This window comes from Peribacillus sp. NPDC096379 (assembly GCF_044762875.1).
Classification (GTDB): Bacteria; Bacillota; Bacilli; order Bacillales; family DSM-1321; genus Peribacillus.
On the sequence record NZ_JBIWFD010000004.1, the window covers coordinates 309,359 to 324,866 of the forward strand.

Genomic DNA, 15,508 nt, shown 5'->3' on the forward strand with positions numbered 1-15,508 from the left:
AACTCTATACAGAGCCTGAAATGCTTGATTTTACTATTAATTAGTTTCTGTTACTTCTTGAGTCGTTTTATAATTAAACGGCAACTCCAGATCGTCGATATAGAGAGTACCTGCCTTCCCAGCTAAATCCGTGTGTGTGAAGGTTAATGACATACGATCGCTAGAAAGTACTCCATTTTTCGCGGCAGACGTTATATATTGCCCATCTTCTAATTCCGCGATAATTAGCATATATTCAGTCATATCCTCTGCCGTATAGTCTTCAGGTACTGCTTCTGCAAAATGGATACGCATTGTTTTTGAATCAATCAAATCCGCTGATACGATGCTACTAAACTCATCATCTATGCTAAACATTATTGAATTGTATAAGAGATTAGCAAAGTCACCGCGACTGATATTTTGTTTTGTACCATAGCTTGTAGCGGTCTTACCAGATGCGATTCCAGAACCGTAAAGAGCTTCAATATGTTCCTTAAATACTCCACCTACATCCGAAAAAGGAGTCTCGGTTGCATAATCAGAAAGTTCAAAACTAAGATTCAAAAACTTCGCCATTGCACCACGTGTTAATGGTTCTTTTGGTTCATAACGATCTGCAGTCACTCCAGAAACAATTCCAGCTTCTACAAGTGCGTTAACCGAACCTGCAATACGCGGAAAGGTATCTTTAAAACCTGCATTTTTCGCATTCTTTGTATCTAACCCTAACGTATCAGCAAGGATCACTGCCGCATCACCGCGAGTTAAATTTTGATCTGTACCAAATTTAGTCTTAGAAATCCCATTAATGATTCCTGTTGCATACAAAAAGTCTACTGCTTCTGCATAACGAGAACCAACATCTGTAAACGAGTAGCTCGGCTCATAATCCGATTCTGCATAGGCAGGTACTGCAGCTGTTGCCAATAAAACAATAGTTGCAGCTGTTGCTATGTATTGCTTGAAAGACTTAAACATGAAAAATACTCCCCTTTATAATTCTATTATTATATCATTTCCACAAACTCTACTTGATTTAATATGATCTTGTAATATGTTTGTAATGTGATTTTAACAGTAAATTTCGAATTGGGATAGAGGGGATATATTACCATTTAATGTAGATGTTGAATGATAGTGATAAACAAAAAAAGAAAAGCTCCGTAGAGAATTTTCACTCTCTACAGAGCTTTCCTATAATGGGCCGAGGTACCTGTCCCCGTGTTTTTTTTCGGTATATCTTATTTATGAATTAGCGTGTTGCTTGTACTGCATTGAATACAGATAAAACATTTTTATTTGCACTTGCGTCAGTCGTTTTATTTGTATAATTTGCAGTCGTTTTTGGCTTAACTGTAATTGTGCCAGTTGCTAGAGAGACATCATTGTTGCTTACTGTTACAACAACTTGGTTAGCATTTACTTTGCCATCAACTTTTTGATCATCTGCTTTTGTTGCAGTTAATTCAACACCATTTAAATCAATAGCGAAATCAGCTGTATCAAAAGTACCAATAGCTTCAGAGAAGGTAAGTACAATGTTGTTTCCAACAATTTTAGCTGCTGTGAATTCAGGAGTCTTCGTATCTTGAACTGCAAATAGTACATCAGCTGAATTCATTTTTACATGATCTGTACTCTCAACATTTGCTGCCGTAAATACAACCGTTTCATCTTTTTCAAATTTGAAAGTAGATGGTAATTCAATCGTAGCAACTTTTTCAGTAGTATCCAATGTAATCAATGTACCTTGTGGTAATGAACCTCCTGCTACTTTATAGTTTGCAGTATTCGTAGCGGATGTAGAACCTGTACCACCTTTTACTTCTTTACTAAATGTTAAAGTAATAGTATTTTTAGCAACGTCATAGACTGGAGCTCCAACAAGAGATGGTTTTACAGTTCCTACTACTTCGCCCTCATTTACAGTAACTTCTGTAGAGAATGCTGTAGATTTATTAGAAGCAGCATCTAAAACAAAACCTTCTTGAGCAATTAGCTTGTAAGTTCCAGCTTTAGCGAATTTAACTTCAACTTTACCATTGTTCACCGTGATTTTTTCAGGAGTCACAATTTTTGATGAAGTTACATCTATTACACGTAGATTACCTGCAACAGTAGAAGCTGCCTTTTTATCAAATTCAAGAGTAGCTGTTAAATCTTTTGTAGTTGCTTTTACAAAGTTTGAAGCTACAACATCTTTAGAAACTGTTACCGTTTTAACAGACTTTTCACCAACATTGTTCTCTAAATCTTTGTAGCCCACAAATTCAACAGATAAGTCAGCAGTAGTTTCTGATCCTTCAAGTGCTTTCTCAACTACAATAGTTGCTTTTGTTTTATCTGTAGAATCTAAGCTAATTGTAGCATCTAAAGTTTTTGTGCCTTTTTTAACTACAACAGAACCTGCGTTAGACAATTCTTCAGAGAAATTAACTTGAATAGTCGCCTTAGAATCAGACTCATTAACTGTTAGTGTATCAAATTTCACTTCTGAAACAATAGGTGCTGTAACATCTTTCTCTACTGAATATACAGCATTACCTTGATATAGAGCCATAGAATTTCCTACTAAGTCAGAAGCTCCATCTACAATTACACTAAATGATTTTCCAGTTTCTAAATTTAGTGCAGTTAATTCAGACTTTGTAAACGTAACAGAGTTTCCAACAGGTTTTTTAGTTAGCTCAGCTCCGTTAACCACTACTTTTACATCTTTTGTCTCATCTAATTTTTCACTGAAAGTTACTTTAAGTGTACCTTTTGGAGTAGAAATGCTTGAAACTGTTGGATTTACTTCATCATTGAATAAAAGAAGTTCTACAGCTTTAGCAACATCTTTTCCAGTAACTGTTTTCACATCTTCAACAGTTACAACATACACTGCTTTGTTCGTAAGCGGGCTTACAGTTAAAATTACAGACTTTTTATCATCGCTTAATTTTTTTGTTACAGGTACATCTTTAGTACCTTCAGTAACTGTAAATTTAGCAGCGTCAATATTTACTTCCGCACCAAATTTCACTTCAATTTCTTTTGCATTGATTGCGTTTACTCCAGTTACTTCAGCAACTTCAGGATTCATGTTTGCTGCTTTGTATAAGAACATTGCATAGTCACCGCGTTTTGCGTGTGAATCAGTACCAAATTGTGTAGGAGTTGTCCCGCTAGTGATTTTGTTTGTTACTAGAGCAGATACCGCTTGTTTGTAACGGTCGCTTACATCTGTGAATCCAGTAGTTCCGTCACCTTTTAGTTCAAATCCTTTTTGGATCCAAATTGCTAATTCACCACGAGTAATTTTGCTGTCTGCGTCAAATTTAGTAGCTGATTTACCGTTAGTGATTCCAGCAGCTTTAAGTGCGTTAACATATTTCACTGCACGATTAGGCACATCCGTGAATCCAGAAGCTGGCGCAGCTTCGATATCAAGATCTAATACTTTTACAAGTAAAACCGCAGCGTCAACACGTTTAATATCTTGGCTAACTCCGAATGAAGTTTCAGAGAAACCGTTAGCTCCTTTAGAAACTACGAAGTCTACTGCTTCTTTATATTTGCCTGACACATCTGTGAAAGATGCTGCAGACGCTAATGGCGCTACCGCTCCTACTACTAGAGTAGCCGTTGCTGCAGTTGCCACGAATTTAAGATAAGAATTTTGTTTGTAAGCCATATGGTGAAATCCTCCTGTTTTATAAAACCTTTAATTATGTCTCGGTATATTTACCGAATGTAACTTAATAAGTTGGTGTGTCTCATTTAGCAACACTCCATTTGGTAAGTAAGTATATTTTAGAGATAAATGGATTATATTACTTTGGTAATCTCTTCATCTCGATATTTAGTTTACCAAATATCACATTATTTTCAACGGCAACTTATACCAATCCATGAACGATTAGCCAATTATAACAATACAATTCAACGAGTGAAACATGGATTATTAAACTCTAAATCTCTTGGTACATAAGGCTTTCTTGAGAATTTACACGCTATAGGAGAGGAGAAACTAACGAGGCTACTTTATGTGTCTTAATGAGCTATCCAAATTTGGTACATTTAACCATACCTGCCATTTTGGATATTTCCCAATTATCTTAACGGAGCTGCGGAAATTTCTCTCCGCAGTTCTGTTTTCTTAATAGTCTTATTCAATTTACACTTATTACTAGTTCCGCTATCCTTCAATCAATCCCATGATTGAATCGGGTTTACTAAAGGATCTTTATACGTTCCATTTAATTTATTGATGAAATCATTCAAACTGTGTCTTGGTGCGACACCTTGTCTTTTTAATATAAAGGGGTTATCCCCCAATTTCACATTGCCGGTTTCTGTTGTGAAAGCAAGCTTGATTTCTGCTTTTTTTATTGCACTGATTGTTTCTTCATCATATTGTCCCCATGGATAGGCCAAATATTGAATATGAGATGGGTCATCATAAACTTGTCCAATGTGGCTCTTTCCTTTTTCAGTATCTTGATAAATTTCATCATAGGTTTTACTTATAAGAAAAGGGATAAGCGAAACCGGCTCTCTTAGATGCATACAATAGGTATGGTGTTGGTAGTCGTATACATCTGTAGTTGATTTCATTTCTTGAAGGCCCACATATTGAAGGGTATTTTCATCCCAAGGTTTCGCATATGCATTCGTCCTGCAACCAATGATGAACTGTGTCGCCTTGAAGGCATGTTTCTTTAGAATTGGATAGGCGTCTGTAATCGTTGATATGTATCCATCATCAAACGTAATCACTGCTGTGTTTCCTGTTAGATTCATGTTATTCAATAAGTAATTTTCCAAGTCATTCATTGAAATTGTTCGATACCCATTTTTCTTTAAATAATCCATCTGCTGCTCAAAGTCTGATACGCGTACGACCATATTATTCCCCTTGAACTCCGTTAATTCAGGTTGAACAAGCATATGATGATACATTAATACAGGAATTCCGGGATCTTCTTTCACGTTAGAGGCTGGAACGAAACCTACTTTTTCTCCGATTTGAACTCTATACCAATCTTTGTTTTTTGAAAAATAAGGATAGCGAATATTCGTATTGATGACTCCGATAGATTTCTTGCTTTTATCCTTATTATCGTAAATTACCGTTTTTCGTTTTGTGATCAAGACTGAATTGGCAATTTGTTCGACAGTGCCTGAATTTTGTACGTTAGATGGCGTGACGGTCTTGGCATCCGCCTTCTTGATCGATCCAATACCGTTGCCAAATTTAATATAATAGTAGCTTGCATCTGATGATACAATCGCAAACTCCTGCCCAGATACTAGTGAGCCAACAGCAATCTTCTCATTTCCTACTAAACTATACACAGGCGCCTCTTTAACAGCTCTAATATGACTCACACCAGCAGCATCCGCTTGGGTAGACATCCAACATATCCCCATGACAATTGCTACCATAATGATACTTTTTACTAACTTATACATGACGATTCTTTGTCCCTTCTAAAATACAAGATTATCAATAGACTACACCTAGTAGATATTACCTGCGTAATTATACCACCAAAATGGAATATATTATTAATTATTTTCTAAAATCAGGTTAATCCCTCCGCGAATTAGGTAAAAATGCACACAAAAATAGCATCACCTTGTTCATAAGGTGATGCCTCGTGGGAATAACTGATCGTTTATTTTAAACATATAAGGATAAGATTAGGCTTGTTAACGCCATCGCTACTCCTATTTGACAAATTCACCAAACCCTTGCTTTTGAACCAATTCCAAAATATCCTCTCTAAGCGGTTGCTCAATGCTGTCGAGGTATTTTAATTTCGATTCAATCATCAAATCAAAGATTCCGCTTCTTTCTATGTTTACTTCTTCAAAAAGCTCCTGACTCAAAAGGAGATCTACTAAAGTCAACCAGGGATAGTCTCGCCCATTAAAGACCATTTCCCCATTTATCTGATACCAAATATCTCCATCTTCTCTCATCCAGTCGGGATATAAATCTTCAACAGCATGCTTGATTTCCATAGCTGTATCATAGTATCGCTTATCGCTCGTTTGTTTGTACGTTTCAATCAGAAAACGCATTTCACCAAGTGCGTGGTTCAGAGAAACATGGGTTTTCTTGCTGCCTTTTGCATAGTAATCCGCAATTAAATAACCAGAGTCATTGATTTTGATTACATTCCCTATCTTTTTTTGCTCGACTAGAAAATCAGCATATTTCTGATTTGCTGAAGCTAGTTGCGGGATTTTGAATAATTCACCTGTGTTCTTTAAAAATAAGGCCACGTTTTCATTGTGACGTGTATCGATGTAAGGTGCAGTGGTTCCATATGCATTTTTCAACCAAGTACTCGTATACTCGGTTTTAAACACAGGTACATTTCCCGTCGTAACGGCACCATCTGTAAATACATCTAAATCTGCCACAGAATTTATGACTAAATCATAAAAGTATCTTTCGTTTGTCTTCTTATACTCATCCAAGTACTTACTCCCCTGAATATTCCCTAGATTTCTACCAAATGCCAGTTTATAGCCTGGCTCTACAGACCATGGCAGTTTCGAATATGCTCCATCTGCAGTCAGCCATTTATTAATCGTCGTATATTCTTGAATACTTCGAGTAAACCATTGCTCGATATTCTTTCGATCTTGAAACAACTTTTCATTAGATAACAGAATCCAACTTTCAGAAATAGCATGCGCTGGAACTTTCATATCCGTCGTTAAAAAGGTTTCATTCTTGCTATCTGAAATTTTATAGCTTTCCCGTTCTTCAATAAATTCTCTAACAGTCGATTTCTGTCCATTCGGATAATCTTTCTCTCTATTATAGGAAGTATAATTTTTACTGATCATAGCCGTTTGCGTGGACTTGTCGTTTTTCTGCACTTCTAACAAGCCAATCGGGTGTGAAGATGGATCCGTCCCGAATGTGTTATTATGTTCTCTTTTTACTTCGCCGTATTCGTCATATCTAATTTCATGATGTGATAGAGTATCTGTAAATGGTAGTTGAACCGATGCTGTAAATTCACGTTTACTCGTATTGATGAATTTTGTAAAAATAAATACATCTCCATTATCCAATTCTCGTAACGTCACTTTCAATTTGCCAATAGATTGGTTTTGATTGCTCACATCATATACGTACTGATGATCGGTAGACTGAATATGTGAAATCTCCGTCTTTTTGTTATATGTAATCCCCAAATCTGTTTCATTTGAACTAATTTTCACAGAACTTGTCCCATTTGGTACGTTCACTTCTACTGAGTTAGTTGGATCACCGGCTTTTTGGCCGATATTTCCGAAATATATGCTTACTAGTAGAATTAATAAAATAAGAACGATAAAGATAAGAATAACCTTTTTTTTCATTATACCCTCCTGTTCAATTGCAAGACATTCATACATATTATAACCGAAACAGGTGGTCAGGCACTATCCACTGAAAAAGAGCTATGATTATTCGTTTTTTTCATAACATCTAATACATTAACCGTCTTCGACGGGTTTCGCAGATCTGTTAATTAAACTTACTAACACAGTAATCAGAGTCTCTCAGTCTGTCCCTTTTTTAGTTTTCTCCACTGAAAAAAATAGAGAAGTTTAAAGGAAACCGCGAAAATCCCCCGCTGAGGCATCTCGGCAGGGGATTTTTTTACTGTTTCTTTCGGATGGTGACAGTTGCATAAATCAAAGTTATTGATTAGCTAGCATTGCTTGCACTCTTGCCAGTACAACCGCAAACTGAGCTCGATTAGTTGAATCATTCACACCGAACCTTCCATTTTTATACCCTACCATAATTTTGTTCGATGTCATGGCATTGATATACGGTGTTCCCCAATAGGTTGCAGTAATATCCTTGTACGAAGGAAATGAGCTGTCACCTTTTAATTGAAATGCAGTCGTAATAACCTTTGCCATTTGAATACGAGTTAATGGTGCATTTGGGTTAAAATATTCACTTTTTGTAAAAACCCCTGCTTCCGTAAGCTTTGCAATGGCCATATAAGCTGGATGAGTTTCTGGTACATCCTTGTATCCAGGATTAGCAGGGATTGATTTAGTCATTGGGATGCTGTTATACAGAATTCCCGCCACTTCTGCTCTTGTAATCGCCTGTTCAGGATAGATGTTTCCTTTTTTATCTAGTTGCAGTATTTTACTAGCCAAAAGCATATTTAATTCCTTTTCAGCCCAATGTCCCTTAGGAAGATCATTGGCCGTTGGCTTCGCTTTGGTCATCGTAGCAATTAATGCATCACTCATTAATTGGTATCCTTCTTGATTCGGGTGAATATTCTCAGGGTTCGGAAGATATTTCTTCGTATCATCGCCAAATTTATCATAGACCGGTACAAATGTAGCACCTTGGTCGGTTGCTAGTTGGATCGTTTGATTAAGTGTTTTCGTCAATTCAATAAGCTGCGGTTTTTGCTCATCAGAAAGGTATGGGAATGGAAAGTAATAACCCATGACATAAACAGATGCATTTGGATTAAGTTCTTTAATCGTTTGTAGAATCATCGTGTAGTTTTTAGCAAGGGTTCCAAGAGTAGACTTTACAGTAGCAGGATCTAGAATGAGGATATTTTTCTCTGGGTCAGTCTTTGCAATTTTCAATAAATCATTCGCACCAGCAGAAATGGTGATTAAATTGGCCTGTCTAACTGCTTCCCTTAATTCTGACTTCACTGTTAAATCAGCCAAAACGTTTTGCGTAGTGTAACCAGGAATAGCAAATTCTTTAGAGTATGCAGCCAGCGAATTTTTCCCTTTCAAATATTCAGCAGTCAAATCAGCATATCCACTACTAATTCCTGCCTCAGGCGTCATACCCGCCGAAAGTGAATCCCCTAACGCCAAGTAGCGGACGGGTTCAAGATCATTTGCTGATGCAGAAGGGGGAATTAAACCCAATAGTAAGGCAAACATAAACACCAAACTCCATGTACCTTTTTTACAATTATTAATCAACTTGCTCACTCTCCTTTTCATCTTGTCTGAAAAAATTATATGTAGATCCAGGACTCAATTTTATACATAAATCAACTAGTTGTAAATTAATAATTTTATAAATTTTCAGAACAATCATATCTAAGTACCTATTAAATCCACTATAATGACCAGTATATGTATGCTTTTTCGACTATTTCAAGCCAATGAATGAGTATAGGACATTGACTTTCTAGATTCCTAGAGAGTGCCTGAACATCGGATGATACAGAAGAAACAGGCAACCAAAAAGCTAGCTACCTGTTTCTTTTCAACTTTTCTTTTTGTCATGAACAATGACTCCTCAAGTCATAATGGCACATACGCTGAATGCTATCCTAAAAAAACATTACCAACGTGATGTTAGCATTTTTCGTCTTGTATAAAATTCGACTCCATCAGATCCATTCGCATGCAAATCTCCATAGAAGGAGTTTTTCCAACCTGAGAATGGGAAGAAGGCCATTGGTGCTGGAACGCCGACATTGACACCGAGCATCCCCACTTCGATATTTTCTCTGAAATAGCGGACATCGCTTCCGTTTTGGGTAAATAGGCATGCACCATTGCCAAAATCAGATTGGTTCGTTAATTCAATGGCTTCTTCTAAACTGTTAACTCTTACAATTGAGAGAACAGGAGCGAAGATCTCATCCTTCCAAATTTTCATCGATGTTGTTACTTGATCAAAAATAGTAGGTCCAATGAAGTAGCCACTTTCATGATACAATTCATCTTTACGGCCATCTCGAATGAGGATAGCTCCTTCTTCGATCCCACTCTCGATATAACCGGCAGTTCGTTCTTTATGTTCCTTGCGAATGACAGGTCCTAAAAAAACATCTTCTTCTAGTCCATTACCAATCTTAATTTCGTCTGCTGCTTCTGTTAGCCTTTTGATTAGAGGTTCTACGACTTCATCTACCGCAACGACAACAGAACAAGCCATACATCTTTCCCCAGCTGAACCGTAAGCTGCTCCGATAATCTCTTTCACAGCCACATCTAAGTCAGCACCAGGCATAACGATGGAATGGTTTTTGGCACCTGCTAATGCCTGAACACGTTTACCATGCGCAGAAGCAGTTTTATAGATATACTCTGCTACAGGTTGAGAGCCAACGAATGAAATCGCTGGTACGTCTTTATGTTCAAGAAGGCCATTTACTACATCATGTGCACCATGAACGATATTCAAGACGCCATCCGGTAGTCCTGCTTCTTTAAACAGCTCTACCAGACGATTGGCTAACAGTGGCGTTCTTTCTGAAGGCTTTAGGACAAATGTATTGCCGACTGCAATCGCAAGTGGGAACATCCAGCACGGAACCATCATTGGGAAATTAAATGGGGTAATCCCACCAATTACGCCAACTGGATAACGATACATGCCTGACTCGATGTTTGATGCAATGTCTGGAAGCTGTTTTCCCATCATTAATGAAGGAGCACCAGCAGCAAACTCGACACATTCAATCCCACGTAGTACTTCGCCGTATGCTTCTTTGTAGCTCTTTCCGTTTTCTTGCGTAATCAATTTCGCTAGATCTTCCCAGTTATCTACTAATAATTGCTGATATTTAAATAAAATCCGGGCGCGCTTTGGCACTGGTATTTTACTCCACATTTTAAATGCTTCTTTAGCAGCTTTTACTGCCGCTTCTACATCTTCTTTGGACGAAATCGGTACTTGTGCTAATTCTTCTCCTGTCGCTGGATTCGGTACCGTTTGATATTGATTTGTTTTCGCTTCTACCCATTCACCGTTTATATAGTTTTTTAATACATTCGTTATTGTTGTTGTCATGTTAAATCTCCTCTCAAATTTAGAATTCTATTAAAAAATGGAATAAAGGATAACCGCTAGCAATAATACAGCCGTTGGCAAAACGACACTTAGCAGAAAAATCGGTCCATATGAGCGCTTATGTGTTTCTCCACATATCGCTCGGATTGTTGTTACGACATAGCCATTATGCCGAAGTGAATCCAATCATCCCTTTTTCCCATACTTACATGCTTCACTGTACCCTCTCTTCCGTCGCAAACTGATACTGATAGCAAGTGTGATACAGCTCTGCTAACTCTTGTTCGCTTGGTACTCTAGGGTTATTGGCCGGGCTACCACTCGCAATCGCGTCCTTTGTCATTTTCTGAACGGCCTGATTAAACGCTCCTTCATCAATTCCCCATTGTTTGAGATTTGGAATGTTTAACGTGAGGCAAAGTGCCTTGACAGACCTTACCGCAACTTCAGCAGCTTCTCCATTGGAAAGGCTTTCATTTTTATCATGAAAAATTCTTCCCAAATCCGCTAGCCTCTCGATACAAGCTTCCTTGCTGAATTCCAATACGGCTGGCAATAGCATCGCATTTGAATACCCGTGAGGCACATGGAACAACGCTCCAATTGGCCTTGACATGCCATGAACTAAACAAACGGAAGCATTCGAGAAAGCGATTCCTGCTTGTAGGGCTCCTAATGACATCGCTTCACGGGCATCAATGTTCTCGCCATCATTGTATGCGATTTCAATATTCTCCACAATCCATTTCATCGCCGACAATGCCATCATGTCTGTCATCGGATGTGACCGCTTGGACAAATAGGCCTCAATTGCATGACTTAAAGCATCCACACCTGTTGCAGCTGTTATATGTGGTGGAGATGATACGGACAGCAACGGATCGACAATCGCTACTAAAGGCATAAAGGCCGGCTGCTTAATCATCATTTTTACATCATCCGTCGTGTTTGTAATAACGGTAACATCTGTTGCTTCTGAACCGGTTCCAGCGGTCGTAGGAATGGAAATATGCGGAATTGGCGCATAGTCCGCTACTTTTCTGCCCCCCATATATTCACCAATATAGCCGCCATTCGTTGCAAGTACCGCAATCGCTTTGGCTGTATCGATACAGCTCCCACCACCGAGGGAAATGATCAGATCACATGACTCTTTTTTAAAAACCTCAAGTGATTCTGACACATATTGATCAGTAGGCTCTGAAGCTACGCCGAGATAAATGGCATGTTCAACTCCAGAATCTTCGAGATACTGACAACATTGACGGACATATCCGATGCCCTCCATTACCTGATCGCTGATAACGAGCGCTTTCTTACCTCGTAATGCCGCCGCTTCCTCGCCCACTTTCTCGAAGGATTGTCTTCCATAAATCATCGTTTGTGGCGTTCTAAATACCGCAAATCCCTCCACTTAGACCACTCCTCTTGTATTTATACTATAGATACGATGCAAGAAGTATGCCAAGCTTTGAAATGCGGTATATCAGCAAGGAACAATCTGTTTGTGTAGGCATAACACGACAAGTGTAGATTATTTGTAGTGATACCGCTACATATCATCGATTATTAGATTTGATACTTTTTTAATTTCTGATAAAGAGTCGTCCGATGAATGCCTAAGAGCTTGGCTGCCTTTGTCTTGTTTCCACCAGTTTCTCCTAAAATCTGAAGGATCAGCTCTTTTTCTTTTTCATCTCCTATTTTCTTAGCTTCTTGAATGAAGAACCGTTTATCAGCGCTTGTCAGTACCTTTTCAGATGTAGGGCCATAGTCTTTTATTTTCATAGATTCAGGCAGATGATAAATTTCAATGGTTGATCCGTCCATAAGAGTAACTAATCGTTCAATCGTATTAACCAGTTCACGGATATTTCCCTTCCATTCGTATTGAATAAAGCAAGAAACAGCTTCTGCAGTAAAGGTTTTGATAGGCGTATGATAGGTTTCACACACTTTTTTCACATAGTAGGAGAGCAGAATCGGAATGTCTTTTTTTCGCTCTCGGAGTGGTGGAATATGGAGTTGGATAATATCGAGTCGGTAATAGAGATCTTCGCGAAATTCTCCTCGCTTTAGCATGTCTTTAAGATTTCGGTTTGTCGCTGCAATAATTCTTGCCTCTATTTGATACTTCTTTACCCCACCGACTCGCTCTGCTTCTTTTTCCTGAAGAACACGCAGCAATTTTGTCTGCATAATTAACGGCATCTCGCCAATCTCGTCCAAAAAGAGGGTTCCATTATGAGCCAGCTCGAACTTCCCTGGCTTGCCTCCCTTTTTAGCCCCGGTAAATGCTCCTTCTTCATAGCCGAATAACTCGGACTCAAACAATGCCTCTGGAATCGCCCCACAATTGACACTAATAAACGGACCTTTTGCAAAAGGACTTAAATGGTGGATACTTTTCGCGAACATCTCTTTCCCTGTACCGCTCTCTCCAGTAATCAATACTGACGCAGCTGTTCTCGCTGCTCTACGGGCTACACGTTTAACATCCGTAATTTCCACGCTCACCCCTAAAATCTGGTCCAGCGTCATTCGGCTGTCTTCTTCCAGCTTCACGGTCAATGGTTGGTCTACTATATGTTGGGCCATATGGGTCTTTTGTAAGGTTTCGTAAATTTTATATACTTCTGTAACGCCCTCAAAGATCAGCATCCCGATTGCGCCAGCAACCTTGCCTTCTTTCCAAATGGGAATTCGGTGAACGACCATATCCTGGCCTTGAATATTTTGAACCACCCCTCTTTCAGGAATCCCAGTTTTGACTGTTACATGAAGATTCGTATTATCAATCACTTCTGTAACGTGACGGCCGATAGCATCCTTCCGCTCGATTCCTGTAAAGCGACTATATGCGTCGTTAAATTCTAATAAAGTCCCATACTCATCAACGACAGCGATCCCCTCATAGGCACTCTCTAAAATAACCGACAAAACATCGGCTGTATTTTCTCTCTGTTCCAGCTTATGAATGAACTTGGAGATGCCATCCACCATATCTCTTAGTGTTAAAATGCCCACCACTTTTTCTTGATCATCCACAACTACCAACTGATCATAAGGCAACGTATAAACATGTAAAATGGATTCGTTTGGACGGACTGTTGCAAAATTCCGTTGTGTGATCCTACTAATCAATGCTTCACCATGATTTCCTTGAGTAAAATGAGAAAGCAATTTCCTTACCGTCAACATGCCAACCAGCTTCTCCTTTTCATCGACAACTGGTAAAATATCCACCCGAAGCTTAACGATCATCTCACTCGCCTCTTTCAGTGTCTGCCCCAGTCGAATACAAGAAGGATTCGGCGTCATCCAATTTTTCACTTCGAGAAACTCTTCTATCTGAAACTCGTTAACGTTTCTGTTAACCAACTCTTCTATAGACACAAGAAACCTCCCCTAACCAAATTCATTTAAATACTCTTAATAATCAGATATATAAAAAGCATACCCGCTATAGTGAATAGAGTAAAGGGGACCAGCCTACTTTGTATATTTCCGGAGGGGATCTAACAACCTGCTCCTTATTAGGATAAAAAGGAAAAAACCCTTAGGTTTTCTCCACAGAGCCTTCATTTTTCATATATACTAAAAGTACCATGCAGATTGGATTATTCCTTCAATTGAAAAGGTAAAGAGTAGAATAAGGGGTGGAAAAATGAAAAAAGTGGTGATGTGTCTTGTTGTTGCATCTATTTTTTTATTCTCGGTTGGTTCTGTAAAGGCTGATGCGTCTGGATTTGTTGGGTTTGGGGACAGCAATACTGCTGGGACGTATTTCTCACAATATGGATACGACTTAAATACACGATGGGTCATTCAAACTGGTGCGATGAATGCAGGAATAAGTGGCAACGACACAAGTCAAGCAATGAAACGTTTCAATACTGATGTATTGGAAAAGAAACCCACAAGCGTGTCGATTATGTTCGGTCAAAATGATGGTTTGTTACTGGACAACGGTAAACCACAGGTTGATAAAGTGACATTTGAACAAAACATCACGCGCATGGTCACTCAATTAAAAAGTAAAAATATTAAAGTCTTGCTAATGACTAGCCTACCGGTACAACAAACACTTTACTACAGTAGATATCCAGAAAAAAAACACTTGTATACTGATAAAGGCGGAATACGATTATGGCTGAACAGCTATAACGAGATTATTCGCAAAGTCGCTAAGACACAAAAGGTCCAACTAGTAGACCATTATGCGAACACTTGGATTAAAGCAGGCGGGGGAGCAGGTTCAGACGCTCAACTTTCGGCAAGTGGCTTAATTGCACCGGATGGATTTCATTGGACTCCAAAAGGGCATAATATGATGACTTACTCTATTAATTATTATTTAAGATAATTAGGGGACAGGTTCCTTGTCCGATTCTTCTAAGAAGGTTGATGGGCTTTGGCTTCTTCAATTAAATAATAGATCTAAAAAAGCATCACTTAACTCGAACATACTCGCTACATGTTCTTGTCATATTTAATGGTGTTAACAATAGAAAAGGCTCCTTTCATACATAATGAAAAGGTATTTGATATTCGCATACTTGTACTGAATCAGGAGCTATGCTCATTTTATATATCCTCAAATAGCAATAGCCCTAACACCTTGGATTGAAAGGTACTAGGGCTATTGGTCATTATATACACGATGGTCTTACAAGCATTTGTTTCTATTAGTAGGTTTTGGGGTACTCGTCCAATGAAAAGCGC

General features: G+C 38.6%; 9 protein-coding genes and 1 pseudogene. 1 reads left to right on the forward strand and 9 read right to left on the reverse strand.

What is annotated here, in order from left to right; genetic code table 11:
- Nucleotides 1–36: 36 nt before the first annotated feature.
- The 9 genes and pseudogenes from ACIQZI_RS18670 to ACIQZI_RS18710 all read right to left on the reverse strand — a co-directional run bounded on the left by ACIQZI_RS18670 (nucleotide 37) and on the right by ACIQZI_RS18710 (nucleotide 14,104).
- Entirely contained in the window at nucleotides 37–960 is a 924-nt protein-coding gene (locus ACIQZI_RS18670) for an S-layer homology domain-containing protein (protein ID WP_403075850.1), read from the reverse strand.
- Between the two features lie 274 nt (nucleotides 961–1,234).
- Complete coding sequence (locus ACIQZI_RS18675; protein WP_403075853.1) at nucleotides 1,235–3,658, reverse strand: S-layer homology domain-containing protein; 2,424 nt, start codon at nucleotides 3,656–3,658, stop codon at nucleotides 1,235–1,237.
- Between the two features lie 515 nt (nucleotides 3,659–4,173).
- Nucleotides 4,174–5,439 (reverse strand): polysaccharide deacetylase family protein, encoded by a 1,266-nt coding sequence (locus tag ACIQZI_RS18680; RefSeq protein ID WP_403075855.1) that lies wholly within the window; start codon nucleotides 5,437–5,439, stop codon nucleotides 4,174–4,176.
- A 258-nt stretch (nucleotides 5,440–5,697) separates the two neighbouring features.
- Nucleotides 5,698–7,353 (reverse strand): hypothetical protein, encoded by a 1,656-nt coding sequence (locus tag ACIQZI_RS18685; protein ID WP_403075858.1) that lies wholly within the window; start codon nucleotides 7,351–7,353, stop codon nucleotides 5,698–5,700.
- Nucleotides 7,354–7,677: 324 nt separating this feature from the next.
- The gene (locus tag ACIQZI_RS18690; RefSeq protein WP_403075861.1) at nucleotides 7,678–8,958 is read right to left on the reverse strand and encodes an S-layer homology domain-containing protein; all 1,281 of its coding nucleotides are present in this window, start codon (nucleotides 8,956–8,958) and stop codon (nucleotides 7,678–7,680) included.
- 367 nt (nucleotides 8,959–9,325) lie between these two features.
- A complete protein-coding gene (locus ACIQZI_RS18695; protein ID WP_403075863.1) occupies nucleotides 9,326–10,783 on the reverse strand; it encodes a CoA-acylating methylmalonate-semialdehyde dehydrogenase in 1,458 nt (485 codons plus the stop codon).
- Nucleotides 10,784–10,813: 30 nt separating this feature from the next.
- A pseudogene (locus tag ACIQZI_RS18700) lies at nucleotides 10,814–10,969 on the reverse strand (GntP family permease); the annotation flags it as partial.
- A 28-nt stretch (nucleotides 10,970–10,997) separates the two neighbouring features.
- The gene (locus ACIQZI_RS18705) at nucleotides 10,998–12,197 is read right to left on the reverse strand and encodes an iron-containing alcohol dehydrogenase (protein ID WP_403075865.1); all 1,200 of its coding nucleotides are present in this window, start codon (nucleotides 12,195–12,197) and stop codon (nucleotides 10,998–11,000) included.
- A 155-nt stretch (nucleotides 12,198–12,352) separates the two neighbouring features.
- A complete protein-coding gene (locus tag ACIQZI_RS18710) occupies nucleotides 12,353–14,104 on the reverse strand; it encodes a sigma 54-interacting transcriptional regulator (RefSeq protein WP_403076217.1) in 1,752 nt (583 codons plus the stop codon).
- Nucleotides 14,105–14,450: 346 nt separating this feature from the next.
- Here ACIQZI_RS18710 and ACIQZI_RS18715 point away from each other — a divergent pair, with 346 nt between their 5' ends.
- The gene (locus ACIQZI_RS18715; protein ID WP_403075867.1) at nucleotides 14,451–15,149 is read left to right on the forward strand and encodes an SGNH/GDSL hydrolase family protein; all 699 of its coding nucleotides are present in this window, start codon (nucleotides 14,451–14,453) and stop codon (nucleotides 15,147–15,149) included.
- The last annotated feature ends 359 nt before the right edge of the window (nucleotides 15,150–15,508 follow it).

Bases quoted from the DNA above. Each gene is read 5' to 3' on its own strand.
- ACIQZI_RS18670 (WP_403075850.1), bottom strand. From the start codon at position 960: ATGTTTAAGTCTTTCAAGCAATACATAGCAACAGCTGCAACTATTGTT.
- ACIQZI_RS18675 (WP_403075853.1), bottom strand. From the start codon at position 3,658: ATGGCTTACAAACAAAATTCTTATCTTAAATTCGTGGCAACTGCAGCA.
- ACIQZI_RS18680 (WP_403075855.1), bottom strand. From the start codon at position 5,439: ATGTATAAGTTAGTAAAAAGTATCATTATGGTAGCAATTGTCATGGGG.
- ACIQZI_RS18685 (WP_403075858.1), bottom strand. From the start codon at position 7,353: ATGAAAAAAAAGGTTATTCTTATCTTTATCGTTCTTATTTTATTAATT.
- ACIQZI_RS18695 (WP_403075863.1), bottom strand. From the start codon at position 10,783: ATGACAACAACAATAACGAATGTATTAAAAAACTATATAAACGGTGAA.
- ACIQZI_RS18710 (WP_403076217.1), bottom strand. From the start codon at position 14,104: ATGACGCCGAATCCTTCTTGTATTCGACTGGGGCAGACACTGAAAGAG.
- ACIQZI_RS18715 (WP_403075867.1), top strand. From the start codon at position 14,451: ATGAAAAAAGTGGTGATGTGTCTTGTTGTTGCATCTATTTTTTTATTC.